The sequence below is a fragment of the Pseudoxanthomonas sp. z9 genome (assembly GCF_006542425.1).
Classification (GTDB): domain Bacteria; phylum Pseudomonadota; class Gammaproteobacteria; order Xanthomonadales; family Xanthomonadaceae; genus Pseudoxanthomonas_A.
The window spans coordinates 368,068-392,402 of record NZ_VFID01000007.1 but is presented as its reverse complement, the minus strand read 5'-3'; the positions used below and the strand labels follow the sequence as shown (position 1 = coordinate 392,402).

The 24,335-nt window shown below is 66.2% G+C and carries 23 protein-coding genes; 9 read left to right on the top strand and 14 right to left on the bottom strand.

The features are described from left to right. Window positions 1-7: 7 nt before the first annotated feature. Together FG323_RS08890 and FG323_RS08885 are read right to left on the bottom strand one after the other, a co-directional pair. Window positions 8-700 carry an ABC transporter ATP-binding protein gene (locus tag FG323_RS08890; RefSeq protein ID WP_141454163.1) on the bottom strand — a complete coding sequence of 231 codons (693 nt, stop codon included), beginning with the start codon at window positions 698-700 and terminating at the stop codon, window positions 8-10. Between the two features lie 238 nt (window positions 701-938). After that, window positions 939-2,186, bottom strand: coding sequence for an efflux RND transporter periplasmic adaptor subunit (locus FG323_RS08885; RefSeq protein WP_141454162.1), 1,248 nt, complete (start codon window positions 2,184-2,186; stop codon window positions 939-941). A 244-nt stretch (window positions 2,187-2,430) separates the two neighbouring features. Between FG323_RS08885 and FG323_RS08880 the strand changes: the two genes are divergently transcribed. The 5 genes from FG323_RS08880 to FG323_RS08860 all read left to right on the top strand — a co-directional run bounded on the left by FG323_RS08880 (window position 2,431) and on the right by FG323_RS08860 (window position 7,915). Further along, window positions 2,431-3,348, top strand: a complete 918-nt coding sequence (locus FG323_RS08880) for an ABC transporter ATP-binding protein (RefSeq protein WP_141454161.1) — start codon at window positions 2,431-2,433, stop codon at window positions 3,346-3,348. After that, the gene (locus FG323_RS08875) at window positions 3,348-4,115 is read left to right on the top strand and encodes an ABC transporter permease (RefSeq protein WP_141454160.1); all 768 of its coding nucleotides are present in this window, start codon (window positions 3,348-3,350) and stop codon (window positions 4,113-4,115) included. The genes FG323_RS08880 and FG323_RS08875 overlap by 1 nt, the downstream gene beginning before the upstream one ends. Window positions 4,116-4,147: 32 nt before the next feature. Then, on the top strand, window positions 4,148-5,323 hold the full coding sequence (locus tag FG323_RS08870; protein ID WP_141454159.1) for a sensor histidine kinase: 1,176 nt from the start codon (window positions 4,148-4,150) through the stop codon (window positions 5,321-5,323). 49 nt (window positions 5,324-5,372) lie between these two features. Then, window positions 5,373-5,975, top strand: a complete 603-nt coding sequence (locus FG323_RS08865) for a response regulator transcription factor (protein ID WP_141454158.1) — start codon at window positions 5,373-5,375, stop codon at window positions 5,973-5,975. Window positions 5,976-6,208: 233 nt separating this feature from the next. Further along, window positions 6,209-7,915, top strand: coding sequence for a diguanylate cyclase (locus FG323_RS08860; RefSeq protein ID WP_141454157.1), 1,707 nt, complete (start codon window positions 6,209-6,211; stop codon window positions 7,913-7,915). On the opposite strand, the gene FG323_RS08855 is transcribed toward FG323_RS08860, so the two are convergent. The 7 genes from FG323_RS08855 to FG323_RS08825 all read right to left on the bottom strand — a co-directional run bounded on the left by FG323_RS08855 (window position 7,906) and on the right by FG323_RS08825 (window position 14,585). Then, window positions 7,906-9,273: a leucyl aminopeptidase family protein gene (locus tag FG323_RS08855; protein WP_141454156.1), complete on the bottom strand. Its 1,368-nt coding sequence runs from the start codon at window positions 9,271-9,273 to the stop codon at window positions 7,906-7,908. The genes FG323_RS08860 and FG323_RS08855 overlap by 10 nt on opposite strands. Beyond that, window positions 9,270-10,007: an HAD-IA family hydrolase gene (locus tag FG323_RS08850; RefSeq protein ID WP_141454155.1), complete on the bottom strand. Its 738-nt coding sequence runs from the start codon at window positions 10,005-10,007 to the stop codon at window positions 9,270-9,272. Before FG323_RS08850 ends, FG323_RS08855 begins: the two co-directional genes overlap by 4 nt. A gap of 185 nt (window positions 10,008-10,192) precedes the next feature. Next, complete coding sequence (locus FG323_RS08845; protein WP_141454154.1) at window positions 10,193-11,293, bottom strand: AI-2E family transporter; 1,101 nt, start codon at window positions 11,291-11,293, stop codon at window positions 10,193-10,195. A 311-nt stretch (window positions 11,294-11,604) separates the two neighbouring features. Beyond that, the gene (locus tag FG323_RS08840) at window positions 11,605-12,042 is read right to left on the bottom strand and encodes a protein sip-5 (protein ID WP_141454153.1); all 438 of its coding nucleotides are present in this window, start codon (window positions 12,040-12,042) and stop codon (window positions 11,605-11,607) included. After that, window positions 12,039-12,515, bottom strand: coding sequence for a phage holin family protein (locus tag FG323_RS08835; protein WP_141454152.1), 477 nt, complete (start codon window positions 12,513-12,515; stop codon window positions 12,039-12,041). Before FG323_RS08835 ends, FG323_RS08840 begins: the two co-directional genes overlap by 4 nt. Before the next feature lie 9 nt (window positions 12,516-12,524). After that, window positions 12,525-12,890, bottom strand: a complete 366-nt coding sequence (locus FG323_RS08830) for a hypothetical protein (protein WP_141454151.1) — start codon at window positions 12,888-12,890, stop codon at window positions 12,525-12,527. A 237-nt stretch (window positions 12,891-13,127) separates the two neighbouring features. Next, a complete protein-coding gene (locus FG323_RS08825) occupies window positions 13,128-14,585 on the bottom strand; it encodes a Do family serine endopeptidase (protein ID WP_141454596.1) in 1,458 nt (485 codons plus the stop codon). A 534-nt stretch (window positions 14,586-15,119) separates the two neighbouring features. Between FG323_RS08825 and FG323_RS08820 the strand changes: the two genes are divergently transcribed. The 4 genes from FG323_RS08820 to FG323_RS08800 all read left to right on the top strand — a co-directional run bounded on the left by FG323_RS08820 (window position 15,120) and on the right by FG323_RS08800 (window position 20,458). Beyond that, window positions 15,120-17,273: an adenosylcobalamin-dependent ribonucleoside-diphosphate reductase gene (locus FG323_RS08820; protein ID WP_141454150.1), complete on the top strand. Its 2,154-nt coding sequence runs from the start codon at window positions 15,120-15,122 to the stop codon at window positions 17,271-17,273. A 415-nt stretch (window positions 17,274-17,688) separates the two neighbouring features. Next, complete coding sequence (locus tag FG323_RS08815; RefSeq protein ID WP_181444145.1) at window positions 17,689-18,222, top strand: histidine biosynthesis protein HisIE; 534 nt, start codon at window positions 17,689-17,691, stop codon at window positions 18,220-18,222. A gap of 118 nt (window positions 18,223-18,340) precedes the next feature. Continuing rightward, window positions 18,341-19,207 (top strand): NrdJb, encoded by an 867-nt coding sequence (locus tag FG323_RS08810; protein WP_141454148.1) that lies wholly within the window; start codon window positions 18,341-18,343, stop codon window positions 19,205-19,207. Window positions 19,208-20,254: 1,047 nt separating this feature from the next. Next, entirely contained in the window at window positions 20,255-20,458 is a 204-nt protein-coding gene (locus FG323_RS08800; protein ID WP_141454147.1) for a hypothetical protein, read from the top strand. An 81-nt stretch (window positions 20,459-20,539) separates the two neighbouring features. On the opposite strand, the gene FG323_RS08795 is transcribed toward FG323_RS08800, so the two are convergent. The 5 genes from FG323_RS08795 to FG323_RS08775 all read right to left on the bottom strand — a co-directional run bounded on the left by FG323_RS08795 (window position 20,540) and on the right by FG323_RS08775 (window position 24,254). Beyond that, window positions 20,540-20,902 carry a hypothetical protein gene (locus FG323_RS08795; protein ID WP_141454146.1) on the bottom strand — a complete coding sequence of 121 codons (363 nt, stop codon included), beginning with the start codon at window positions 20,900-20,902 and terminating at the stop codon, window positions 20,540-20,542. Between the two features lie 51 nt (window positions 20,903-20,953). Next, window positions 20,954-21,814, bottom strand: a complete 861-nt coding sequence (locus FG323_RS08790) for a hypothetical protein (RefSeq protein ID WP_181444144.1) — start codon at window positions 21,812-21,814, stop codon at window positions 20,954-20,956. Window positions 21,815-22,193: 379 nt separating this feature from the next. Then, window positions 22,194-23,576 carry a ThiF family adenylyltransferase gene (locus FG323_RS08785; protein WP_181444143.1) on the bottom strand — a complete coding sequence of 461 codons (1,383 nt, stop codon included), beginning with the start codon at window positions 23,574-23,576 and terminating at the stop codon, window positions 22,194-22,196. Next, a complete protein-coding gene (locus FG323_RS08780) occupies window positions 23,567-23,965 on the bottom strand; it encodes an E2/UBC family protein (RefSeq protein ID WP_181444142.1) in 399 nt (132 codons plus the stop codon). The genes FG323_RS08785 and FG323_RS08780 overlap by 10 nt, the downstream gene beginning before the upstream one ends. Then, on the bottom strand, window positions 23,949-24,254 hold the full coding sequence (locus FG323_RS08775) for a multiubiquitin domain-containing protein (RefSeq protein WP_141454142.1): 306 nt from the start codon (window positions 24,252-24,254) through the stop codon (window positions 23,949-23,951). Before FG323_RS08775 ends, FG323_RS08780 begins: the two co-directional genes overlap by 17 nt. Window positions 24,255-24,335: the final 81 nt, after the last annotated feature.

Genomic DNA, 24,335 nt, shown 5'->3' with positions numbered 1-24,335 from the left:
CCTCCCGTCAGTGGGCCAGCGCAGGGGCGTCGACCAGCTCGCCCTTGTCCAGGTGGATGGTGTGGGTCGCGTACTCGGCCGCCTTCGGATCGTGGGTGACCATGATGATGGTCTTGCCATGCTCGCGGTTGAGCAGGCGCAGCAGGTCCAGGATTTCCTCGGCCGAGTGGCGATCCAGGTCGCCGGTCGGTTCGTCGCAGATCAGGAAGGTCGGATCCGAGACAATCGCGCGGGCGATCGCCACGCGCTGCTGCTGGCCGCCGGAGAGCTCGTTGGGGCGGTGCGCGCCGCGTTGGGCCAGGCCGACCAGTTGCAGGGCGATTTCCGCGTTGCGCTTGCGCTGGGCGGCGCCAAGCTTGGTCAGCAGCAGCGGCAGCTCCACGTTCTTCTGCGCGGTCAGCATCGGCATTAGGTTGTAGAACTGGAACACGAAGCCGACATGGTGGCTGCGCCAGGTGGAGAGCTGGGCCGCGCTCATGCTGTCGATGCGCTGGCCCTCGATCTCGATTTCGCCCGAGGTCGGGGTGTCCAGGCCGCCGATGAGGTTGAGCAGGGTCGTCTTGCCCGAGCCGGACGGCCCCATCAGGGCGACGAAATCGCCCTTGGGAATGTCCAGGTTCAGTCCGTGCAGCACCTGCACCTTTTCCGGACCGCGCTGGTAGGTTTTGACGAGGTTGCGAATGGTGACCAGTGAGGACATCGTGTTTTCCCTTCTGTGGTGTTCGGAGGCGGGCGCCGGCGAAATGATCCTCGCCGCGCGCACGGCATTGCGTTGTCTTGCGTTGCAGCCAACCACTTTGGTGCGTGCCCGGGCATGGTTTCCCGGACGTCGTGCGGGCCGCGCGACCGGTGGGTGGCGGCGGTCATGAGCGGCAGCCGGTGGAGCCTGCCGGGCACGCGTCGCAACATCCGCGACGCGCGCGATGGAACCGGAACCGTTACTGCGCTTCGTCCTCGGCCAGCGTGACCTTGCTGCCGTCCTGCAATTCATCCGGCGGGCTGAGCACCACCGTGTCGCCCGCGCCCAGGCCCGACAGCACCTGGCGGTCGTCGCCCATCGGCTGGCCGACCTTCAGCAGGCGCTGCTCGACCGTGTTCTGTTCGGTCAGGGCGAACGCCACCGGCTGGCCGTCGCGCTCGACGATGGCCGCCGACGGGGCACGCACGCCCTGCGGCTTTTTCTCCTGCGCCGGCTTGGCCGCTTCCAGGAAGCTCACCCGCACGCCCATGTCCGGGACGATGCGCGGATCCTTCTGCTTCAGCGCGATGCGCACCTTGACCGTGGCCTTGCCGCGATCGGCGGTGGGAATGATGGCGATGACCTCGGCCGGGATCTTCCAGTCGGGGTAGGCATTGAGCGTGGCTTCCACCGGCATCTTCGGCTGCACCCGGCCGATGAAGGCCTCGCCCACGTCCACTTCCACTTCCAGCGAATCCATGTCGACGATGGTGCCGATGCCGGTGCGGGTGAAGCCGCCGCCGGCCGACAGCGGCGACACGATCTCGCCGGGCTGGGCGGCCTTGGCGATCACCACGCCGGAGAACGGCGCGCGCACCACGGTGTTGTCCTTGCCGATGTCGGCGATGCGCAGGCGGTCGGCGGCGGCGCGCTGGTTGCGCTGCGAGGTCAGCGCCTCGGCGCGCAGGGCGTCGCGTTCGGCCACGGCCTGGTCGTATTGGGAGCGTGCGACCAGTTGCTGCTGGGTCAGCTGCGACAGCCGGCGCACGTTGGCCTCGGCTTCCTTCAGCCGCGCCTGCACGCCCGTGCTCTGGCTGCGCGCGGCCTGCAACTGGCTCTCGGCCAGCGCGCGTTCGGCGTCGGCGTCGATCGGTTCCAGCCGTGCCAGCACCTGGCCGGCCTCGACCTGCATGCCTTCCTCGATCAGCACTTCCTGGACCTTGCCGGTGACCTTGGCCGACACCGTCGCCATCCGCCGCGCGACCACGTAGCCGGTCGCGTCCAGCACCGAGGCCGAGGCGCCGCTGCTGCCGATCGCGATGACCGGCGCGGTGCGCACCGGCACGCCCTTGTCGCGTCCGAACACGAACCAGCCGCCCACCGCCAGCAGCACCAGCAGCGCGGCCACGCCCAGTCCAATCCACAGGCCACGGCGCGACGGCGGTTCCGGCGGCGCGGCCTTGCGATCGATGCGGAGTTCCTTCAACAGGTCGGCGGAAGAGTTCATCGCTTATCCAGACGGGCGAACGCGGAAAGTGTGACCAGCTAGGGTAACCCGGCCCAGTTGCCGGAAGTCACTTGTTGGCCGGTCCCGACGGCCCGCGCCCGGGTGGGGAGGGCACAGGATGCCCGGCCGGGGCCGGACGACCAAGTGACAGCTGTCATCCCCTGCGCATGAAGTCCGCCACTGCCGGGTCCGCCGCCGGCGGCCTAGATTGGTCGCATCGCCGACACCTCGGGAATGCGCCCACATGGACATGCAGGCACCGCAGTACGAACCGGCCCGGTTGCGCGCCGTGCACAAGCGCTATGGACCGATCACCGCCTTGGCCGGGCTGGATCTGGCGCTGGCACCCGGGCGCCTGCTGGCGCTGCTGGGCCCCAACGGCGCCGGCAAGAGCACGGCCATCGCGATCCTGCTGGGCCTGCAACCGCCCGATGGCGGCGAGGCCCGCCTGTTCGGCCAGGCACCCGGTGCGATGGCGGTGCGCCGGCGCCTCGGGGTGATGCTGCAAAGCGCCGGCATTCCGGACACGCTCAAGGTGCGCGAACTGCTGGATCTCACCCGCAGCTACTATCCCGTGCCGCGCAGCGTCGCCGATTGCGTGGCGATGGCCGGACTGGACGGCCTGCTCGAACGCCGCTACGGGCAACTGTCCGGCGGCCAGCAGCGGCGCGTGCAGTTCGCACTGGCGATTTGCGGCCGTCCGCAACTGCTGTTCCTGGACGAACCCACCACCGGCCTGGACATCGAGGCGCGCCAGACCCTGTGGAAAGCGATCCGCGAACTGGTCGCCGACGGCTGCGCGGTGCTGCTGACCACGCACTACCTGGAGGAAGCCGAGGCGCTGGCCGATCGCGTCGCGGTGATCGACGGCGGACGCGTGATCGCCGAGGGCAGCGTGGCCGAGGTGCGCGCGCGGGTCGCGCAGCGGCGCATCCGCTGCCTCACCGCGTTGCCGGCGGAGGTCGTGGCCGGCTGGCCGCAGGTGCGCAGCGCCCGGCATGACGGTGAGCGTCTGGAGATCGTCGCCGATCGGGCCGAACCGGTGGTACGCCGGCTGCTGGCCGAGGACGGTGCGTTGACCGAACTGGAAGTGGCCCGCGCAGGCCTGGCCGAAGCCTTCATCAGCCTCACCCGGCAGGCCCGCGAACAGGAGGCCGCCTGATGGATACCGCGATCGCCCGTGTGCGCACGCCGTTGCGCGCCTACCTGCTGGAAGCCCGCTACGAATTCCTGCGCCTGCTGCGCACGCCTTCGTTCTCCCTGCCGACCCTGCTGTTTCCCGCGCTGTTCTACCTGCTGTTCGGCGTGCTGCTGGGCGCGCGGCAGGGCGGCGACGTGGCGGCGCGCTACTTCCTGGCGACCTATGGCGTGTTCGGGGTAATGGGCGTGGCCCTGTTCGGCTTCGGGGTCAGCGTGGCGCTGGATCGCGAGCGCGGCCTGCTGGCACTCAAGCGCGCGCTGCCTATGCCGCCGGCGGCCTATCTGCTGGCCAAGACCGCCATGGCGATGATCTTCGCCGCCGTGGTGTCGGTGCTGCTGGCGCTGATCGCCGCGGGCCTGGCCGGGGTTTCGCTGTCGCCGTGGCAATGGGCGACGCTGTGGCTGGTCAACGTGCTGGGCGTATTGCCGTTCGCCGCGCTCGGCCTGTGGCTGGGCTGCCTGGTCGGCGGCGAGGGCGCGCCGGCGGTGATCAACCTGGTGTATCTGCCGATGGCGTTCCTGTCCGGCCTGTGGTTGCCGTTGAGCATGCTGCCGGCGGTGCTGTCGCAACTGGCGCAGTTGTGGCCGGCGTATCATCTGGCCCAGATCGCACTGCGGGTAGTGGGCAAGGATGCGGGCCAGCCACTGATCCTGCATGTGGCCGTACTGGCGCTCGTCACCGTCGTGTTCGGCCTGCTGGCCTGGCGGCGGCTGGCGCGTCCGGCCTGAGGTTCGGTTCCGTCCGGAGAATCCACGTGTTCATGTACTTCCCGCCCGTATCCGAGAATTCGCTGGCGAACCTGCATGAGCGACGCAGCGAACTGCGCGGGCGCGGCACCGGGCGCTGGTTCCCGTTGCTGATGCTGATCTGGTCGATCTGGATCTTCGTCACCCCGATGTCCAACCCGGCGTCGTTTCCCAACTGGCTGTGGCCCACCCTGGCCAGCTACGCGGTGTTCCTGGTGCTGTTCCATGGCGCTTACTACCGCGATCGCCGGTACATGCTGTTCAACGCGCTGGGCATGGCGGCGCTGGGCCATGCGCTCACGCCGTTCAATCCCGGTGCGCAGAGCTACATGATCTACGCCTGCGCCTTCATGGCGTTCGCCGGCCCCACCCGTTCCGCGATTGCCTGGATGCTGGTGCTGCTGGCGGCGTATTCGGTGGAATGGATGGTGCTGGGCTGGCCGCTGATCTACCTGGCCAGCACGCTCATGGTCGGGTTCGCGGTGGGCCTGATGAACATCAGCTTCGCGCGCAAGGCGCAGGCCGATGCGGCGCTCATGCTCAGCCACGAGGAAGTGCGCCGGCTGGCCGCGATGGCCGAGCGCGAGCGCATCGGCCGCGATCTGCACGATCTGCTCGGCCACACGCTGTCGCTGGTGGCGCTCAAGTCGGATCTCGCCGGCAAGCTGCTGGATCGGGATCCGGCGGGCGCGCGGCGCGAGATCGACGAAGTCAGCCGGGTCGCCCGCGATGCGCTGGCGCAGGTGCGCAGCGCGGTCACCGGCATCCGCGCGGCCGGCCTGGCCGCCGAACTGGCCTCGGCGCGGCTGCTGCTGGAATCCGACGGCGTGGCGCTGACCTGCCCGACAGGAATCCCGCCGCTGTCGCCGGAACAGGAAACCGTGCTGGCGATGACCGTGCGCGAGGCGGTGACCAACCTGCAACGGCATGCCCGCGCCAGCATCGCGCGGGTGGAACTGGAGGTGGCTGATGGGTGCCTGCGGCTGCGCATCGAGGACAACGGCCGTGGCGGTGCCATCGTCCCCGGCAACGGATTGAGCGGCATGCGCGAACGACTGGAGGCGCTCGGCGGCAGCCTGCGCATCGACGCGCGGCCAGGACGCGGCACCGTGCTGGAGGCCAGCCTGCCGGCAGGCCCGCTGGCGCCGCAGGCCTCGGGCGCGGCATCCTTGCTGCCCGCGCAGACCTGAGGAACAACCCCATGCCGCACGCCTCGCACCCGGCGCAATCGCCGCGCGCATGATCCGGGTACTGCTGGCCGAGGATCAGGCGATGGTGCGCGGCGCGTTGACCGCGCTGTTGAACCTGGAAGCGGACATCGAGGTCGTCGGCACCGCCGCCGACGGCGAATCGGCCTGGCGCGAACTGCAGCGGCTGCGTCCGGACCTGCTGGTCACCGACATCGAAATGCCCGGCCTGACCGGTCTGGAACTGGCCCAGCGCATCCATCGCCACGCATGGCCCACCCGGGTGGTGATCGTCACCACCTTCGCCCGCGCCGGCTACCTGCGCCGCGCGCTGGACGCGGGTGTGTCCGGCTATCTGCTCAAGGACGCGCCGGCCGATCAGTTGGCCGCCGCGCTGCGCAAGGTCCATGCCGGCGGCCGCGCCATCGATCCGCAACTGGCGCTGGAAGCCTGGAACGAAGCCGACCCGCTCAATGATCGCGAACGCCAGGTGCTGCGGCTGGCCGGCGAGGGATTGTCGGCCGGCGACATCGCGCGCCAGCTCAGCCTCTCGCAGGGCACCGTGCGCAACTACCTGTCCGAGGCCATCGGCAAGCTCGGCGTGAGCAACCGCATCGAGGCCTATCGGCTGGCGCGCCAGCGCGGCCTGCTGTAGCCGCGGCTGTAATCGCGACTTGCACATGCGTCAGCGTACGTTCTCACGCGCGCGGGCCGGCGCGGCCGTGATGCGCCTCGACAAGCGCAAGAATGCAGCCCGCGCGCTTTCGATGTGGCTCCATGCGGCGCGTCATGATGTGTCGCTGGTTCCATAACGGCGCCCGCGGGATTGTCGTGTCCGCTTCCTGTGCTTAGGCTGGGGCCGGACCCGACCCGGCACCGACCCCTTCCGTGAGACCCCGCCAAGCCAATCGACTCGGTCTGTTCGCCGCCGCGCTGATCTTCGTGGCCATCGGCGCGGGCGTGTTCTACGGGGCGCAGCGCTTCATCTCAGATGCCAACCGGGTGACCCACACCAACGAGGTCATCGCGCTGATCGGCGACATCGAATCGGCCGTGCATGACAGCGAGTCGGCCCAGCGCGGCTACCTGCTCACCGGCAACGTCAACTACCTGGCCGATTACGGACGCAGCCGCGACCAACTGCCCAATGCGATCGCACGCCTGCAGCAACTGGTCGGCGACAATCCCGATCAGACCCGGCGGGTGCTCGCGTGGCGGATCGAAATCCTGCGCCGGCTGTCGCAGATGGAAGCCACCCTGGGTAACTTCCGGCTCGGCGGGCTGGCGGCGGCGCAACGCTCGATCAACCACGAGGTGCGGCAGGCGACCGTCAACATCCGCGATCAGGCCGAAGTACTGGTTGCGGCCGAGCGCGAACTGCTGGCCCAGCGCGCCCGCTCCAGCCACGACAGCGCCAACCTGCTGCGCGGCCTGGCATTGCTGGGCATCCCGCTGGGACTGGCGGTGACCGGACTGGTCTACTGGCTGCTGGTGGGCGAGATCCGCCGTCGCGCGCATGCGGAGGAAGCCAGCAGCGATGCCCGCCGGCAGCTGATGGTCACCATCGAGAAGCTGGAGGATCACAGCGCCGATCTCAACGAACTCAGCCGCTACAGCGGCATGCTGCAAAGCTGCGTGCGCACCGAGGAAGCCATCCGCCTGGCGACCCAGCATTTCGCCCGCCTGCTGCCGCACGCCGGCGGCACGATCTATCGCATCCGCGCCTCGCAGGACTATGCCGAGGAGGCCGCGCACTGGGGCGAGCACGCGCTGCACAGCGACGCGATGTTTCCGCTGGAAGCCTGCTGGGCGTTGCGTCGCGGCCAGCCGCACGTGCATCGCGCGCATGCCGAGATGCTGGGCTGCACCCATGTGATGTCGCCGGCGCTGCACGCCTCGCCGACCACCGCCTGCATTCCGCTGATCGCCCAGGGCACCCAGCTGGGCCTGCTGTACCTGTCCAGCCACGATGACGGCTTCCTGGCCCGCCAGGATCTGATCGAGACCGCCGCCGAGCAGCTGTCGATGGCGCTGTCCAACCTGGATCTGCAGGAACGCCTGCGCCTGCAATCCATCCGCGAACCGCTGACCGGCCTGTTCAACCGCCGCTATCTGGAAGAGTCGCTGGCCCGTGAGCTGGCACGCTGCGAACGGCGCGGCCTGCCACTGAGCGTGATGATGATGGATCTGGACCACTTCAAGGCCTTCAACGACCTGCACGGCCATGTCGGCGGCGACACCCTGCTGTCCGGGTTCGGCCAGTTGCTGCAGAAGCTGGCGCGCAGCGAGGACATCGCCTGCCGGTACGGCGGCGAGGAATTCACCCTGATCCTGCCGGAAACCGATCTGGACACCGCGTGCGAGCGCGCCGAGAACATCCGCGCGGCGGTGGGTGCGATGCGCATCCGCCACATGGGCCAGGAACTGCCGGCGGTCACCGTGTCGATCGGCGTGGCCAGCTTCCCGCTGCACGGGCGCCAGGGCGAAAGCCTGATCCGCCACGCCGACGAAGCGCTCTACCGCGCCAAGCGCGATGGGCGGGATCGGGTGGAAGCGGCCGCCGAATCAGGCGGCCCGGTGGTCCATCAGGTGTAGCGCGCCTTCAGCAGCGCGTAGGCGCTGCGCAGGGCCAGCGCTTCGCCGCCGGCCGGGCGGCCGGGACGATCGCTGTCGTTCCATGCGTACACGTCCAGGTGCGCCCATTTCTGGTTGGCCGGCAGGAAGCGTTCCAGGTACAGCGCGGCGGTGACCGCGCCGGCCATGCGCGAACCGGCGTTGGCCAGATCCGCCACGTTGCTGGTCAGGTAGCGCAGGTAGGGACGCCACAGCGGCATCCGCCAGACCGGATCGCGCATGCGATCGCCGGCGGCGATCCAGTCGTTGGCCAGCGCGTCGTCATTGGCGAACAGGGCCGGCAGATCCGGGCCCAGCGCGATCCGCGCCGCGCCGGTGAGGGTGGCGAAATCCAGCACGATCTCCGGCGACTGCTCGCCGGCATAGGTCAGCGCGTCGCACAGGATCACCCGCCCTTCGGCGTCGGTGTTGTCGATTTCCACGCTGATGCCCTTGCGGGTGGCGATGATCTCGCCGGGGCGGAACGCGTTCGGACCGATGCTGTTCTCCACCGCCGGCAGCAGCAGGGTCAGGCGCACCGGCAGCCCGCGCGCCATCACCAGTCCGGCCAGCGCCAGCGCGTGCGCGGCGCCGCCCATGTCCTTCTTCATGTTGCGCATGCCGTCGGCCGGCTTGATGTCCAGCCCGCCGGTGTCGAAGCACACGCCCTTGCCGACCAGCGCCACGTGCGGGTGCGCCGGGTCGCCCCATTGCAGCGCGATCAGGCGCGGCGCGCGATGCGAGGCGCGGCCGACCGCGTGGATGGCGGGGAAGTTCTGCGCCAGCAGTTGATCACCGGCGATGACGTCGATGTCCGCGTCATGCGCCTCGGCGATCGCGCGCGCGGCGGCTTCCAGTTCGTCCGGACCCATGTGCTCGGTCGGCGTGTTGACCCAATCGCGCACGCGCAGGCTGGCGGTCAGTAGATCCAGCGCTTCGGCGTCGGGCTCGCCCAGCACCAGCCGCGCCGGCACGCGCGAGGGTGTCTTGTAGCGGCTGAAGCGGTAGCCGCCCAGGCCCCAGCCCAGTTGCAGCGCCGCGCGCGCACCGGCATCCAGGTCATGGACGATCCGCCAGTCGCCGGCGGGCAGCGCGAACGGCGCGTGCGCATAGCTGTAGGGGTCCAGTGGATCGCCCACGCCGATGATCGCGCCGGCCAGGCCGTCATCGCCGGGCAACAGCGCCAGCGTGCCCGGTGCGGCGGTGTAGTTCTGCGCTTCCAGCCACGCGCGCACGGCGGCGGGCTGCGCATCGCGCCAGCTTTCCCAGCCGCCGCGCTCGACGACGTGCAGGGGCCGGGCCTGGGAGGAATCCTGGGTGTAGCCGGGGGAAAGGTTCATGCGCGGGCATGCTCCGTGGCGAAATCGGGATGGGCATCCAGCCAGTCGGCCAGTGCGGTGAGGGTGGCGAATTCCAGATCCGGCAATGGATCCGGATGCGGCCAGCCGGCCAGGTGATCGACGTGGTCGATCCGGTTGAGCCAGCAGGTGCGCAGGCCGGCGCGCGCCGCGCCGACCACGTCCAGATCGATGTGGTCGCCCACGTGCAGCACCTGCGCGGGCGGCACGCCCAGGCGATCGCAGGCGGCCAGGAAGATGCCCGGTTCCGGCTTGGCCGAACCGTGCTCGCGCGCGCCCAGTTGGAACACGAAATGCCGGGCCAGCCCGATCCGCTCCAGATCGGCGTTGCCGTTGGTCACCGCCGCCACCGGCACCCGCGCGGCGATGCGCAGCAGGGCGTCGATCGCATCGGGGTAGCATTCGACCTGGTTGCGGGCGGCATAGAACACTTCGTAGGCCGGTTCCAGCAGCGCCGGATCCGCCTCGCTCTCGTGCAGCGCGCGCTGCAGGGTCAGCCGGCGCATCGCGCTGAGATCGTGGATCAGTTCCGGATGGGCGGTGAACACCTGCTCGCGCAGCGCGCGCATGCGTTCGATCGGGAACAGTTCGGCGGTACGCGGACTGTGTTCGACCAGCCACTCGTGCAGCACCCGTTCAATCCGCGCGCCGATGGGCGCGAACGGCCAGAGGGTGTCGTCGAGGTCGAGGGTGATGGCGCGGACGGGGAAGCTCACGGGGCGATTTTACCCCGCCGCGCTTCCAGCCGCCGAAAACGCTTCCTTCCACCCTTCTCGTGGGAGCGACGTGAGTCGCGAGCTTCCGGCGCGGAACAGGGCCACACCCGGTTCTGCGGCTTTCCTGGCCACGGTGGGTATCGCGACTCACGTCGCTCCCACAGGTTGGTGGGCCCGGGGCGGGATTACTCCAGCAGGCGGGCCCAGCCTTCCATGCCTTCCACCCGCGCCAGCACCAGTTTCACGCAGACGAGCAGCGGCACCGCCAGCAGCAGGCCGATGATGCCCCAGGCCCAGCCGAACAGCATCAACGCCAGGATCAGCACCAGCGGCGACAGCGCCATCCGCCGGCCCAGGATGATCGGCGTGATGATCTGGCCTTCCAGCGTATGCAGCACCAGGTAGATGCCGGCCGGCAGCAGCGTGTGCAGCGGATCGTCGAAGGTGATGAAGCCGACCAGCAGCATCATGATCACGCCGATCAGCGGGCCGACATACGGCGCGAAGTTGAGCAGCGCCACCAGCGTGCCCCACAGCATCGCCTCGCTCAGTGGCATTTTCAGCAGGTACAGCGCGGTGGCGAAGATCAGGCCCACCACCGTGTTGATCACGCTGATGGTCAGCACGTAGCGCGAGACCTCGCGCTCGATGGAATGCAGGATGTCCACGGTGAACTTCTTCTGTTGCCGGCTGGGCAGCAGGGCGATGGCCTGCCGCTGCAGGTTCTCGCCGTAGACCATGAAGAAGAACGTCAGCAGCACCACCGCCAGGATCGAGGCCAGCAAGCGGGGCGTGGTGGTCAGCATGCGGTAGGGATCGTCCTGCGCGGTGCGCACGATCTGCGGACGCTTGCCGGTCTCACCGCCGGCGGCGCGGGCGAAATTCTCCGCCGCGCGGTTGGCTTCCTGCACCGGTTTGGTCCACTCGCGCAGCTTCGGCGCCAGCTGGCGCAGCTCGCTCGGAGCCTCGCGGAACCACACCGACGCGGGCTGCCACAACTGCGTGCCCAGCGCGCCGGCGGCGGCCAGTCCGCCCAGCAGCACGAGCAGCGCGGCCAGGAAACGCGGCAAATGCAGGCGCCGCAGCGTGCGGATGATTGGATTGCCGACCAGCGCGAAGAACGCGGCCAGCAGCACCGGCAACACCACGTCCTGCGCCGCCCACAGGGTGAACCCGACTGCCAGCGTCGCCAGCACCACCAGCGCGATCGGCGCACGCGGGCGTGGCGGCAACGGCGCGGATTCGGCGGCGGTGGTGGGGGTGTCGCCAGCGGGCGAAAGAGCCATCGGGTCACTCCTGAGATGGAGCCCGATTATGCCGCTCCGGACCGGTTCCGCACGGGCCGCGAGGTAGCCGGACGGGTTCCGGCAGGCGTCATCGTCATGGCGTGAAGGGGAAGCGGGTTTCGTTCACGCCGAATCGACGGGCATCGGGCGACACAAGCCATACCCCCTTCGGAGAAGGGGGTGGGCGCCGCAGGCGACCGGGGGATTTGCTTTTACGCGGAAGAGCCAATCCCCCTCGGTCCCCCTTTTTCAAAGGGGGAGGCAAGAGCAGCATCAGGGCGTGCGGAGATTCACCGGCACGACGCGCGAGCCTAGCGCTCGGACATCTCGGTCGCCGCTTCCGCCGGCATGGGCTGGCGGATGGGCATCTCTTCCTCGTCGAAGGCTTCATCCACCAGCGGTTCTTCCGGCGGATAGGCCTGCGTGGTTTCCTGCTCTTCCTGCACCGCCTGCGCGGTGTCAGCGGCCTCGCTGGCCTGGTCGGCGGCGGTGGCTGCCTGCACGGTGGCGAACAGGCTGCTCAGCGAACCCACCATCTGCAACCAGCGCGCGCCGTTCATCGAGCGCAGCGGTTCGGCGCGGCCGGCCAGGAAACCACTGACCAACCCGGCAATCATGATGCGGCCGGGCGTCCAGCTGTCGCGCCAGACCTGGCTCAGGGTCTGCCAGTGCGTCCGGGTCTGCAGCGCGCGGCCCTCGACCAATTGTTCGGCGCGATCCACGCGGCGTTGCAGGCGTTCGAAATTCATCGCGCCGCTCCCGGGTCGGTGTCGCCGTCCTCGTCGGCGTCGTCGTGCTCGTCGAACAGGCCCAGCCGCTGCAACTGGCGGCGGGTGGCGTGCAGCCCGGTGTGATCGAAATATTGCCCCACTTTCCACGCCGCCAGCACGGTCACGCCGATGCTGACCAGTGCGGTCACCGACAGCGATTGCAGCCAGGACCAGCCCAGCCGCTGCAGCAACGCGATCAACGCGCCCGCGCACAACAGCCAGGCCGAGGCGCCGAAGATGATCGCCACGCCGGCCCAGGCCAGCGCGCGGCCGAACGCGCTGCGCGCCAACGCCAGATCCGCCGACACCAGCCGGCGCAGCGCGCGGCCGGTGTCACCGGCCGAGGCCAGCGCCGCCTTGCCGGCCGCGCCGACCTCGCGCAGGCTGTCGTCCAGCCCGGGCTTGGCGGCTCGGGGTGCTTCGGCGTCGGAAGATTCCGGCGGAACGCTCACGCGTGGGGCTTACTTGTCGCCGCTGCGTGCCAGCTTGGCGATGATCCAGCCGGCGGCGAAGGCCACGCCGAACGAGGCCAGCGGACGCTCGCGGATCAGGTCGGCGGCGCTGTCGATCAGATCGCGGCCCTTGTCCATCAGCGCGTCCACCTGTTCGCGGGCGGCGGCGCCACCCACTTCGGCGGCGGCGATGCCGGCCAGCGCGCTATCGGCCAGCTCGGACTTCACGTTGGCCTTGCCCAGCTTCAGTTCGTCGCCGGCCGCGCCGGCCGCGCCCTTGATCGCCTCGCCGGCGGCGGATGCGGCCGACTTCAGGTGCGAACCGGCCTCGCCCAGATTGCTCTTCATCGCATCGGTAGCGGTGGGATTGCTCATCGTCGTCTCCAGCAGTGAGGGATTGCCACTCCACTCTATAGCAGGTGGGCATGAATGGGCTGTTATGTGGCCGGGGGCGGGGGGCTTCTGCAAATCCCACTATCAGAAGCAAATCCCCCTCAGTCCCCCTTTTTCAAAGGGGGAGGCAGAAGCAGCATCCGTTCAAGTGAAAAACACCGAAGGATCCCCCCTTTTAAAAAGGGGGGCAGGGGGGATTTGCTTTTGCTTTTGCTTGGCCTACTGCATCAACAGATTGCCAGGCCGCCCGCCACGCACCACCTGGAACACCAACTGCTGCGGCTTGCGATCGAAGCTGGCGCGGAAGCTGGCGAGGTCGGCGAAATCGCCGCTGCTGCTGGCCACCACCACATCCCCCGGACGCAGGCCGCTGTTCCAGGCGCGACTGCCGCGCGCGACGTTGCCGACCTGCAATCCACCGCCCGCGCCCATGCTGCGCAGTTGCTGGCGGGTGCCTTCATCCAGTTCCTTGAAGGTGGCGCCGGTCAAACGCGGATCCAGCGTCGCGCCATCCAGCGAACGCAGGCCTTCCTTCAACGTCGCCGTCAGCTGCAACGGCTTGCCGTCGCGGCGCACGTCCAGGCTGATCCGGCTGCCGACGTCCTGCAGACCCTCGAAGTTGTGCAGCGACGGCGCGTTGTCGATGCGCTGGCCGTTGGCGGCCAGCACCACGTCGCCGGACTGCAGGCCGGCGGCGGCAGCGGCCGAACCCGGATACACCCGGGTCACCAGGGCGCCGCGCGGGTTCTCCAGGCCCAGGCCCTTGGCCAGGCGCTCATCCACGTTCTGGGTTTCCACCCCCAGCGTGCCGCGCTTGACCACGCCATTGTTGGCGATCAGCTGGTCCTTGATGTTGCGGGCCAGGTTGATCGGAATCGCGAAGCCCAGGCCGATGTTGCCGGCCATGCTGCCGCGCGGGTTGAAGCTGGCGGTGTTGATGCCCACCAGCTGGCCCTGCAGGTTGACCAGCGGACCACCCGAGTTGCCCGGGTTGATGGAGGCGTCGGTCTGGATGAAGTTCTGGAAGCCCGCCATCGGGATGCCGCTGCGGCCCACCGCCGAGACGATGCCCGAGGTCACCGTCTGGCCCAGGCCGTAGGGATTGCCCATCGCCACCACGAAGTCGCCGACCTGCAACTGGTCGCTGTTGGCCATCGGGATGGCGGTCAGGTTGGTGGCCGGGATGCGGATGACGGCCACGTCGGTGTCCGGGTCCGAACCCAGGAACTCGGCCTCCATGGTGCGGCCGTCGCTGAGGGTCACCGACACGCCGTCGGAATTCTCGATGACGTGGTGGTTGGTCAGGATCAGGCCTTGCTGGGCATCGATGATCACGCCCGAGCCCAGCGCGCGCTCCACGCGCTCGCGCGGCATGTCCGGAATGCCGAAGATGCGGCGGAAGAACGGGTCGTCGGCGAACGGCCCCAGCGGACTGGCCACCCGCACGGTCTGGCGGCTGTACACGCTGACCACCGCCGGGGTGACCTGCTTGAGCATCGGCGCCAGCGACGGCACCGGCTGGCCGCCGACGGCGGCCGGCAGCGTCGCGGCGGCGGGAATCGCGGCCGCGGGCATCGCCTGCGCCGGCTGCTGGAAGGTTTCGTGGAGGGCCGTGGCGGCAAATCCGCCGAAGGCGGCGGCGGCGGTCAGGGCCAGCAGGGTGGGGAGCGGTCGGATCGGTCGCATCGGTCGTATCGCGGCAGGTCGTGAGGGTCTGGGACTTCGGATGGCGGCGCCCGGCGAGGCTTGCAAGGGGCGTCCGCCGTTCCTGAACGAGTGTGCGCATCGACCACTAAACCCGCAATGAAGTTCCACGCCAGGACTGTCCGCGGTTTCACCGGATCACCCCGGATTGTCATGAAAAAAAGCACCATCAGCCGATTGACAGACCCCCCGGCCGGGGGTAGCTTGGCTACCTCGTGCCGCCACTACATATAGCGGTCTGGTGCGAAAGCGGCCCAAGCACTGGTGTTTTTGCTTGACAAAGGAAGGCTCCCCGGGGAGGGGCGCCAAAGCGACGGAAGGGTGTGAGAAAACTAGCGTGAGCCTACGTGAGCACGTTTCCCGCAATCCCGCCAACACACTCCGGCAACCTGCGCCGCGCATGATGGAGCGCTGCGCGCGGGCCGGTCGTCCCCGTCGTCCGGGCACGCTGCGGTAACACACAACTAGAAAAGAACCCGGTTCAGGAACCAAGGAGAACGACACAACATGAGCACGGTGCGCCTCGAGGCGGTCAAGACAGCGGCAACCGGGACCGAGATTCCCATGCAGCCGGCGTCCCAGGACATCTGGGACAAGAAGTACCGGTTGAAGACCAAGCAGGGCGAAGCCCTGGACGCCGACATCGACGGTACCTACCAGCGCGTGGCCCGTGCCCTGGCCGATGCCGAAACCACCAACGAGAAGCGCGCCTACTGGTACGAGCGTTTCGTGTGGGCGCTGCGCCGCGGAGCCATCCCCGCCGGCCGCATCACCTCCAACGCCGGCGCCCAGCAGCACAAGCCGGCTACCAGCACCATCAACTGCACCGTCTCCGGCACCATCGAAGACTCGATGGACGGCATCCTGGACAAGGTCCACGAAGCCGGCCTGACCCTGAAGGCCGGCTGCGGCATCGGCTACGAGTTCTCCACCCTGCGCCCGCGCGGCGCGTTCGTGGCCGGCGCCGGCGCCTACACCTCCGGCCCGATGTCCTTCATGGATATCTACGACAAGATGTGCTTCACCGTGTCCTCGGCCGGCGGCCGTCGCGGCGCCCAGATGGGCACCTTCGACGTCTCCCACCCGGACGTGAAGGACTTCATCCGCGCCAAGCGCGAAGACGGCCGCCTGCGCCAGTTCAACCTGTCGCTGCTGATCACCGACGGCTTCATGGACGCGGTCAACAACGACGGCGACTGGCCGCTGGTGTTCCCGGTCAACATCAAGGAAAAGGGCGACCTGGACCTGGAAGACGCCAACCAGGTGGTCTGGCGCGACTGGCCGACCCACAAGAACTACGTGGTCCGCGACGACGGCCTGGTCGCCTGCAAGATCTACGGCCACATCCGCGCCCGCCACCTGTGGGACATGATCATGGTCTCGACGTACGACTACGCCGAGCCGGGCTTCATCCTGATCGACCGCGTCAACGAGATGAACAACAACTGGTGGTGCGAGACCATCCGCGCCACCAACCCGTGCGGCGAGCAGCCGCTGCCGCCCTACGGCGCCTGCCTGCTGGGCTCGGTCAACCTGACCAAGTTCGTGCGCGATCCCTTCACCGACCAGGCCCGTTTCGACTGGGAGGAATACAAGGAAGTCGTGCGCGTGTTCACCCGCATGCTCGACAACGTGGTGGAAGTGAACGGCCTGCCGCTGGAACAGCAGCGCGCCGAAATCCTGCGCAAGCGCCGCCACGGCATGGGCTTCCTGGGCCTGGGCTCCACCCTGACCATGCTCAAGCACAAGTACGGCAGCCCGGAATCGTGCGAGTTCACCGAGTCCATCGCCCGCGAAATGGCCGTGGCCGGCTGGGAAATGGGCCTGGCGCTGGCGAAGGAAAAGGGCGCCGCCCCGATCATGGAAGAACTGTTCACCGTCACCGCCGAGATGCTGCGCAAGCGTCCGGAAATGGCGAAGGACGGCTGGAAGGTCGGCCAGGAAATCCCCGGCAAGGTCCTGCACGCCAAGTACAGCCGCTACATGCAGCGCGTGGCTTCGGTCGCCCCGGACCTGGTCGATGAAATGGCCGAGGTGGGCAGCCGCTTCACCCACCACAGCTCCATCGCACCCACCGGCACCATCAGCCTGTCGCTGGCCAACAACGCCTCCAACGGCATCGAGCCCTCGTTCGCGCACCACTACAGCCGCAACGTGATCCGCGAAGGCAAGAAGTCCAAGGAAAAGGTGGACGTCTACTCCTACGAGCTGCTGGCCTACCGCGAACTGGTCAACCCCAAGGCCATGCCGTTCAGCGACGACGCCGACGCCAAGCTGCCGGAATACTTCATCGCCGCCGACGACATCTCGCCCAAGGAACACGTGGACGTGCAGGCCGCCGCGCAGAAGTGGGTGGACAGCTCCATCTCCAAGACCGCCAACGTCCCCACGGACTACCCCTACGAGGAGTTCAAGGACATCTACCGCTACGCCCACCAGCAGGGCCTGAAGGGCTGCACCACGTTCCGCTTCAACCCCGCCGCCTTCCAGGGCGTGCTGGTCAAGGAAGCGGACCTGGAAAACACCACCTACCGCTTCGAGCTGGACGACGGCAGCGTGGTGGAGGTCAAGGGCAACGAGCAGATCGAATACGACGGCGAAATGCACACCGCCGCCAACCTGTTCGACGCGCTCAAGGAAGGCTACTACGGCAAGTTCTGACGGCCGGCGCGCGCTGCCCCGCAGCCGCACCAAACCCGAAAGAACCCCGCCCAAGTAGAACCAACCGAAGTCTCCTCTCCCGCCTGCGGGAGAGGATGCCCAAAGGGCAGGTAAGGGGGGCGAGCAAAGCGAGCTGCTCCTAACCGACAAACCAACTGAAAGCCCCCTCTCCCGCCTGCGGGAGAGGATGCCCGAAGGGCAGGTGAGGGGGGCGAGCAAAGCGAGCTGCTTTTACCGCCAACCCAAACCACTCCAAAGGCAAACCCACAACCCCCAGCCCCGCTGCAAAACCGCGAAGCTGGGTATAGCATCGGCGACGTAATCCGACAGAACGCCCACAGGAGGGCACATGAGCAACGGTAATGGTGTCACGGCGACGCTCTCCGACGCCGCCGAGACTGTGAAGGAAAAGGCGATGGAAATCGGCGGCGCGGTCGCCTCCTCCGCCAGCGCCACCGTCGCCAAGGCGAAGAAGGCCGCCAAGAAGGCGGAAAAGACCGTCAAGGCCGACCTCGCCAAGGCCAAGAAGGCCGTCGCCAAACGCACCAGCAAGGCCAGCAAGGCGGTGAAGAAGACCGTCGACAAGGCCAAGAAGAAACTGGCCGCCGCCAGCGCCAACGCCAAGAAGGAAGCCGCCGCGCTCAAGCGCAAGGCCACCGGCGCCAAGAAGAAGGCGGCCAAGAAGGTGTCGGCCGCGCGCCGCACCGCCAAGAAGGATGTCGCCAAGGCCAAGGGCACGGTGAAGCGTGACGTGGCCACGGCCAAGCGCAAGGTTGCCAAGAAGGCGACGACCGCCCGCAAGGCGGTGAAGAAAGCCGTGAAGAAAGCCACGGCCAAAAAGGCAGCACCGAAGAAAGCAGCACCCAAGAAGGCGGCCAAGAAAGCCGTCCGCAAAGCAGCCCCGAGAAAGACCGTGAAGAAAGCCGCCAGAAAGGCGGCCAGGAAGTAACCCGCAACACCGCCTTCCCCTCTCCCTGACCGGGAGAGGGGACAGGCGTTAAGGGCACCACCGCCCGGAAGGCGGTCCCCTCATCACCTCGCACAACGACACAACAGGATTTCCCGCCATGGCCGTCAAGATCGACAAGAAAATCAAGGGTTACAGCGTCCTCACCCCGGAAGACAAGGCGCGCGAAGCGGCGCCCCCGGTGCAGGCCGAGTCGATCTCCCGCGCCAAGGCCGAAGCCGAACTGCCCAAGGCCGACATCATCCACATGCACGAGCGCATCGAGCGCCCGGAAGTGCTGGTCGGCAGCACCTACAAGATCAAGTCGCCGCTGGTGGAACACGCCATGTACGTGACCATCAACGACATCGTGCTCAACGCCGGCACCGAGCACGAACTGCGCCGCCCCTTCGAAATCTTCATCAACAGCAAGTCGATGGAGCACTTCCAGTGGATCGTCGCGCTCACCCGCATCATGTCCGCCGTGTTCCGCAAGGGCGGCGACGTCACCTTCCTGGTCGATGAGATGAAGGCCGTGTTCGACCCGCGCGGCGGCTACTTCAAGGCCGGCGGCGTCTACATGCCGTCCCTGGTCGCCGAACTGGGCGCCATCGTCGAAGAACACATGAAGTCGATCGGCCTCATCCACGACCCGGAAATGAGCGACCACCAGCGCGCCATCCTGGCCGAAAAGCGCAAGCAGTACGAAGACCGCGCAAAAAAAAACTCTGAAATAACCCCCCCGCCCATCCCTTCCCCCGCCCAAGCGGGGGAAGATGCCCGAAGGGCAGAAGGGGGCGCTCCTGGCGCAGGCCCTTCAAACACCACCACCAACACCCCAGGCGCCTCCGAAGACATCGCCGTCACCGGCGACGGCGCCAGCTTCCCGCCCTCCGCCACCCTCTGCCACAAGTGCAGCACCAAGGCGCTCGTCATCATGGACGGCTGCGCGACGTGCTTGAACTGTGGGTATTCGAAGTGCGGGTGAGTTTTGAATAGGGATTGAAAATCCCCTATGTCTGTTGTGCGGACCCCCATAAGGCGCTAGTTGGGTAGCCATAAAACGCTAGCGTGGCTCGCATAAGACGCTAGTTGACTTGCGCAAGCGTGTAAGAGCCTGGATTCCAGTCCTAAAAGTAAAAAAGGCTCCTTGAGGGCCTTTTTTCTTGGGCGCGCGTTATTAGGGGCCTTGGCCCCAAGCCTTGGTATACCCGAACTACCACCATGAATGCACGCCAGAGTGACAGCGGCTCAGCGGGCGGGATAGTCGTCCCAGGTGGGAGATGGCAAGTAGCGCGCCGTGCCATTGAGATACGGGATGCTAAGCGCCGCTGCGATCGTTTGCGCTGGCAGTTGATGCTGCTCAGCGAGCGCTCTGTCCAGCACGTGGCGAAGGGCTCGGATGTGGAGTGGCTGCGTCATTTCCTCAGCTTCGCCGATCTTTCGCAACAACCGCCACACATCTACACGCGTGAGGCACCGCCCTCGGTGACTTGTAAATAAGGGGGATTGGTCTTTCGTTGCGGCCCTAGTGAGGGTTCCCCACGGCGCCCAATCGCAGGATAGGAGGGGTCGCCAGTAGGACGACGTTGGGAAAGAACCTGAAGGAGCATGCCCACCAGCTGCAGTTTTTGCGCGATGAAGTCACGCGATTCGGAGCAGGTTACTGGACACGAGAGCAGCTGACGAGATCTCCAAGGGAGCCCCGTCAAGTACAGGAGTGGACACAGACACGCGAGGCCTGTTCGTGGGGCTCTGTGCCGGATGCTGCTGCGCTCATGGGGATCGATCAGAGAACGCTACTGAAGCGTATCAAGAATGGAGAGGTATCCATTCGCCGAAATGACGACCTACGTTGGAATCGAAACTATCAGATCAGCATGGAATGGGCGCGCAGTCAGAAGTGCTGCAAGGCAATGGTCATGCGCGCAGCTGCGACACATTTCGGTGTCTCCACACCGTTCTTCAGACACTGAAGGTCTACAAGATAAGCGTGCTCCCACGTCGTCGAGGATGCCTTGCGGAAGAAGACGTCATGGCGTTCAAGAATGTTCTTGAAAGACTGACCGCTTTGCACTCGTCGGATGGATCGCTCGCCGGAATCACTGTGGATGGGCGACGATTGGACAAAATAGGTTCGCCCAAGGGAGCCTTGGCCTTGAAGGCCCTGCTGGCAGAGGACATGGACCGTAGCGGCGAGGCTCTATCCGCTCTTCGGCAAGACCCGCTTGCGGCGTGAGGCAGCATGAATCCCGTATACCTGTTTCTCGTTTTTCCTGAGTCCCGCGGACCCACTTGTTCCGACGGTTCCCACCTAACTCTAGGATCGTAAGGTATGCCAGGTGTTGATATGAAATAGCACGGCCGCGTCCCCCTCCTTGTTCCAGACTGTGCGCCCGAGCTTCCAGTAGAAGATGTGGGTTGTTGTACTGCGGTTATTGGAGGCGGTTGTGTCTGTGCCGCTCTTGGTCATCAGCTTGATCCAATCACCTTTCTTGACCGCCTTATTCTTGAACCAATACATGTGGCGAAGTTCATTGGAGATGTGGGTAGCATCCGAGTAGGTAGTGTCGCATACGATGTAATGGGACAAGCTGGCAATGTCCTCAAGGACGTCCAGCCAAACGCACTCATTGGCCAGATCTCCCTTGCCCCCAATGCTATGGATCTTCAAGTTGCTCATGAAACGTCCTTCATCTCTAGGTGGTGTAAGTAAGCAGGTTCTACTTGCTGACTAAACCGCATCGTCCTCGCGCAGCGAGGCGTAGTGCGACTCGAATATCTTGAAGCGCTCTTCGGCTTCAAGCCGCTGGTAGCAGTACAACTGCCAGTAGGCCTGCCAAAGCGGATCTTCCGGCGGCATGTAGTCCACGCGTAGACCAAGTGTTTGTGCTTCCACGTAGCCAATCATTTGGCCGTGGGAAAGGTATTGCTTGGTGTTCATCAACTGACCAGCGATGGCAGTGACATTGCCAGAACCCGCCGGAAACATGCGCGCCGCTAGCAACTTCTCCGCCAAGCTGCGGGCGCGTTTGATGGCCGCGTTGTACTCATGCACGCGGGCGGGATCAAATTTTTCCACCATCGCTTGCGCCGCGGGATCTTGTGGATCTTTCTTGAGCGCAGCAGAAAAGTCAGCGAACGCGTCCAGATAAGCCTGTATGGCGGTCAGGTGAACCGTGCCATTGCGTTCCTCGGTGACGACCTGGGGGTCGATAGGCCCTAGTTCCGAACTATCGCTCATTACGATGCTGTTGGAGCCAAGCGCCATCAACGTACCTGCACTCTTGGCAAAGTCGGGCACGATAATGCGAAAAGCTGCGGTGCTGGCGGCGAGGCTGATCATGGAGACCAACTTCTCCGCAGCATCCATATCGCCTCCGGGCGTATGCAACAGCAGATCGATTGGCTGGCCACGGTCTATGTTGTGCAACAAGTCGGACAGGAACAGGACGTCGTCACGACGAATCGCCGTCGACGTCCCACCAACGCAGCAAATCAGTTGGTTGCCGGTGGCCCCCTCGATTTCCTTGATCAGCTCTTGGCGCCGATAGCGCATGCCGTTCTGCGCCGCGAATGCTGGCGTATGTTTCATTGACGGGATTGGAGGGGCGCCGGTATCCGACGTCGCGTCTTCCACTATTGGTATCGGTGTTTTACCCATTCCAGCTTCCCTCGACGAATGAAGTAATGACAACGCTTCGTGTATTCGTGCCAAGCGTCGATGCTAGGCGAAAGCGTCGTATGGCGACTTCCAGCAATAGACCAACGCGGAGTAGAGGAGCGAGAAGCAGGTAGCAGCACCCTGTGACCCCTACGGCAGGGGCAATCGAAGGCGATCCACTTGGGCGAATCCATGCTACCCACCACGACGATGCCCGTACGGGGTAAGCGCTCGGGGATTTCATCGGCTGCATCTACATGGCCAACCACCCGCCATGCCCACCAGGGCCACCAGTCGTACCAATGGATCTTCATGAGGGCCAGCCCAAATCAAGAAACGGGGCGACGACTCCATGCCCCCACTTGCCTGCGTCAGGGTGGCAGTAGTGGCGAGGCCGCGGCTGTCTGCGGTTGGTGGAAATCTCTCGCTCGTGGAAACGCAGCAGCACTTCGCTGGGCCGAGGGTCCGGGCCGAAGCCGATCATCCGCTCCAGCAATTCGTTGACCGCGGCGGCGGCTACGGCGGTGGTAAAAGTCACTACCGCCGGCTCAACGTTACCGAGTGCCGGGGCATAGCCTTCCGCTTGGCGCAGACGATACTCATGGGCGGGCAGCATCTGGGCCGCGGCCAGTGCCGTGTCGATGCGATTGCGGCAGATAAGGCAGGCGCCCCCAGGGCTCAGTATGGTTACGCGCCCGTCGATTCCGATGATAACCCCTGTCGCGTCACTGGAGATCAGGACTCCGCAATCGATCACCGGGCACAGCAGGTAGGTGCTAAACCGAGAAAGGACCAAGCGCCCCGCCTCATCATCGGTGCAACCGAAGACCAAGTCACATCCAGCCAGGGCGGCCGTGGTATCGGCATTGGTCAGGCTGCCGACGACGGCCTGCACGTAGGCATGCGGTGCAATCTTGGCCACGTGCTCGCGTGCGACCTCAACCTTGTCGGCGCCGACTTGGGCAAGAGATGAGCCATACACCCGGGTCACGTTGCTTTCGGTTAGGGCCTTGGGATCGATCAGGACGAAGTCACGCACACCAAGGCGTGCCAACTGTTCGATCACGGCCGAACCAGTGCCTCCGCATCCGACCACGCCGATTTTAAGTTGGCCCAGCGCCGCCTGGATGTCGCTGCCGAAAGCACGCACATTGCGGTCATAACGAGGCGGAGCTGCGGACTGCGGAGAATCAACAGCCGGCAGCAGACGCCAGCGCTCGCCCACGATCCAGATCCGATCAATCGTCCACACCTGCGTCGGGGTTTGCAGCGTGCCGGAGAAGCGAAAGGGGCCTGATTCGCTCGGGCTGGCGATGAGAGTGGCGTAGTACGGCTGGTTAGTGCGGATACGCACGGTTTCGGCCAGTTCGCGATCAACTTGGTCATCATGCAGGCTGGGCAGCGGTGCGCTCTGCAGGCCAGGGTGGGTGTGGAACCAGATCGCCACGGCTTGGTCTTGCTCGGCGGCAGCCAATGCCGGCACAAACCCGTCGGCACGCACCGTCAGGGCGTCCACCGCTTGCAGCTCATAGTGCTCGGTTGGCACCGGCACATACCGGCGGGCAAGCAAACGGACCTCCTGGTCGATCTGCATCACGCGCGCCAGCAGCACACCACCGCTTTCCACGGCACCGGCGGCAGCTTCGGCGATCTGCTCGGCCAAGGTTTCCGTCAGGACCAGGGTTACGCGCATGCAACCGCCTGCGGCACCGAAGTTGCCAACTCGCGCCGGATAATTGCGATGAAGGATTCCATTGTGTCCACCCCGGACTGCCATTGGCTTGGATCCAGATGCCGCGACCAGCGCTGCCAAGGTCGCCCGAGATGGTGCTCACTGTGATCTGTAGCCGGGATCACCGCACCATCGGCTCGTAGCACCGGCGGGTCGAACCACCACATGTCCGGCGGCACGTCTGGGAAGGCGGGATTCAGGCGAAGCAATAGAGTGGAGGTCGACCGGGTGAAGCCTTCCGGAAGGCGAAATTCAGGGATCTCCACGCAGGTCATCCCCCCCTCATCACACACGACAGCCCTCAAGCCGAGCCGCTGAAGTGATTCTTGATCCTCAGTCGTGAGCGCCATCGTGGATCCTCCAACGTCCCGGGTTAATCCGTGCCGGCGCGGTGAAGAACCGCATTCCATCCCGCAGGGCCACTACGTCGGTCAACTCGATCTTGACGTCATCCCCGGCTGGTACGACCCGAAACAGGTCGCGGTCCATGGGGATGGGTGGGGTCACTAGTTGCCTGAGCTGCTCTCCGGTCATCGTGTCGGTATGTACACGGTAGTGGACGCGGTCGATCTGGATGTTGGTCTGCTCATGGCCAGGAGGGCGTGGGCCAGGCTGGTTGTCATGGGAATTGGACGTCATGGCTGAGCTCTCCAAGTATCGGGGGATGGTTGTATGGTATCACGGTGTCTTGGTGGTTGACAACCGATATGTCTCCGTGGC

What these genes read in the sequence shown, in the direction of transcription:
- FG323_RS08890 (WP_141454163.1), bottom strand. Translation starts at nt 700, where the DNA reads ATGTCCTCACTGGTCACCATTCGCAACCTCGTCAAAACCTACCAGCGC.
- FG323_RS08885 (WP_141454162.1), bottom strand. Translation starts at nt 2,186, where the DNA reads ATGAACTCTTCCGCCGACCTGTTGAAGGAACTCCGCATCGATCGCAAG.
- FG323_RS08880 (WP_141454161.1), top strand. Translation starts at nt 2,431, where the DNA reads ATGGACATGCAGGCACCGCAGTACGAACCGGCCCGGTTGCGCGCCGTG.
- FG323_RS08875 (WP_141454160.1), top strand. Translation starts at nt 3,348, where the DNA reads ATGGATACCGCGATCGCCCGTGTGCGCACGCCGTTGCGCGCCTACCTG.
- FG323_RS08870 (WP_141454159.1), top strand. Translation starts at nt 4,148, where the DNA reads ATGTACTTCCCGCCCGTATCCGAGAATTCGCTGGCGAACCTGCATGAG.
- FG323_RS08865 (WP_141454158.1), top strand. Translation starts at nt 5,373, where the DNA reads ATGATCCGGGTACTGCTGGCCGAGGATCAGGCGATGGTGCGCGGCGCG.
- FG323_RS08855 (WP_141454156.1), bottom strand. Translation starts at nt 9,273, where the DNA reads ATGAACCTTTCCCCCGGCTACACCCAGGATTCCTCCCAGGCCCGGCCC.
- FG323_RS08845 (WP_141454154.1), bottom strand. Translation starts at nt 11,293, where the DNA reads ATGGCTCTTTCGCCCGCTGGCGACACCCCCACCACCGCCGCCGAATCC.
- FG323_RS08840 (WP_141454153.1), bottom strand. Translation starts at nt 12,042, where the DNA reads ATGAATTTCGAACGCCTGCAACGCCGCGTGGATCGCGCCGAACAATTG.
- FG323_RS08830 (WP_141454151.1), bottom strand. Translation starts at nt 12,890, where the DNA reads ATGAGCAATCCCACCGCTACCGATGCGATGAAGAGCAATCTGGGCGAG.
- FG323_RS08820 (WP_141454150.1), top strand. Translation starts at nt 15,120, where the DNA reads ATGAGCACGGTGCGCCTCGAGGCGGTCAAGACAGCGGCAACCGGGACC.
- FG323_RS08815 (WP_181444145.1), top strand. Translation starts at nt 17,689, where the DNA reads ATGGAAATCGGCGGCGCGGTCGCCTCCTCCGCCAGCGCCACCGTCGCC.
- FG323_RS08810 (WP_141454148.1), top strand. Translation starts at nt 18,341, where the DNA reads ATGGCCGTCAAGATCGACAAGAAAATCAAGGGTTACAGCGTCCTCACC.
- FG323_RS08800 (WP_141454147.1), top strand. Translation starts at nt 20,255, where the DNA reads ATGGCGTTCAAGAATGTTCTTGAAAGACTGACCGCTTTGCACTCGTCG.
- FG323_RS08795 (WP_141454146.1), bottom strand. Translation starts at nt 20,902, where the DNA reads ATGAGCAACTTGAAGATCCATAGCATTGGGGGCAAGGGAGATCTGGCC.
- FG323_RS08790 (WP_181444144.1), bottom strand. Translation starts at nt 21,814, where the DNA reads ATGAAACATACGCCAGCATTCGCGGCGCAGAACGGCATGCGCTATCGG.
- FG323_RS08785 (WP_181444143.1), bottom strand. Translation starts at nt 23,576, where the DNA reads ATGCGCGTAACCCTGGTCCTGACGGAAACCTTGGCCGAGCAGATCGCC.
- FG323_RS08780 (WP_181444142.1), bottom strand. Translation starts at nt 23,965, where the DNA reads ATGGCGCTCACGACTGAGGATCAAGAATCACTTCAGCGGCTCGGCTTG.
- FG323_RS08775 (WP_141454142.1), bottom strand. Translation starts at nt 24,254, where the DNA reads ATGACGTCCAATTCCCATGACAACCAGCCTGGCCCACGCCCTCCTGGC.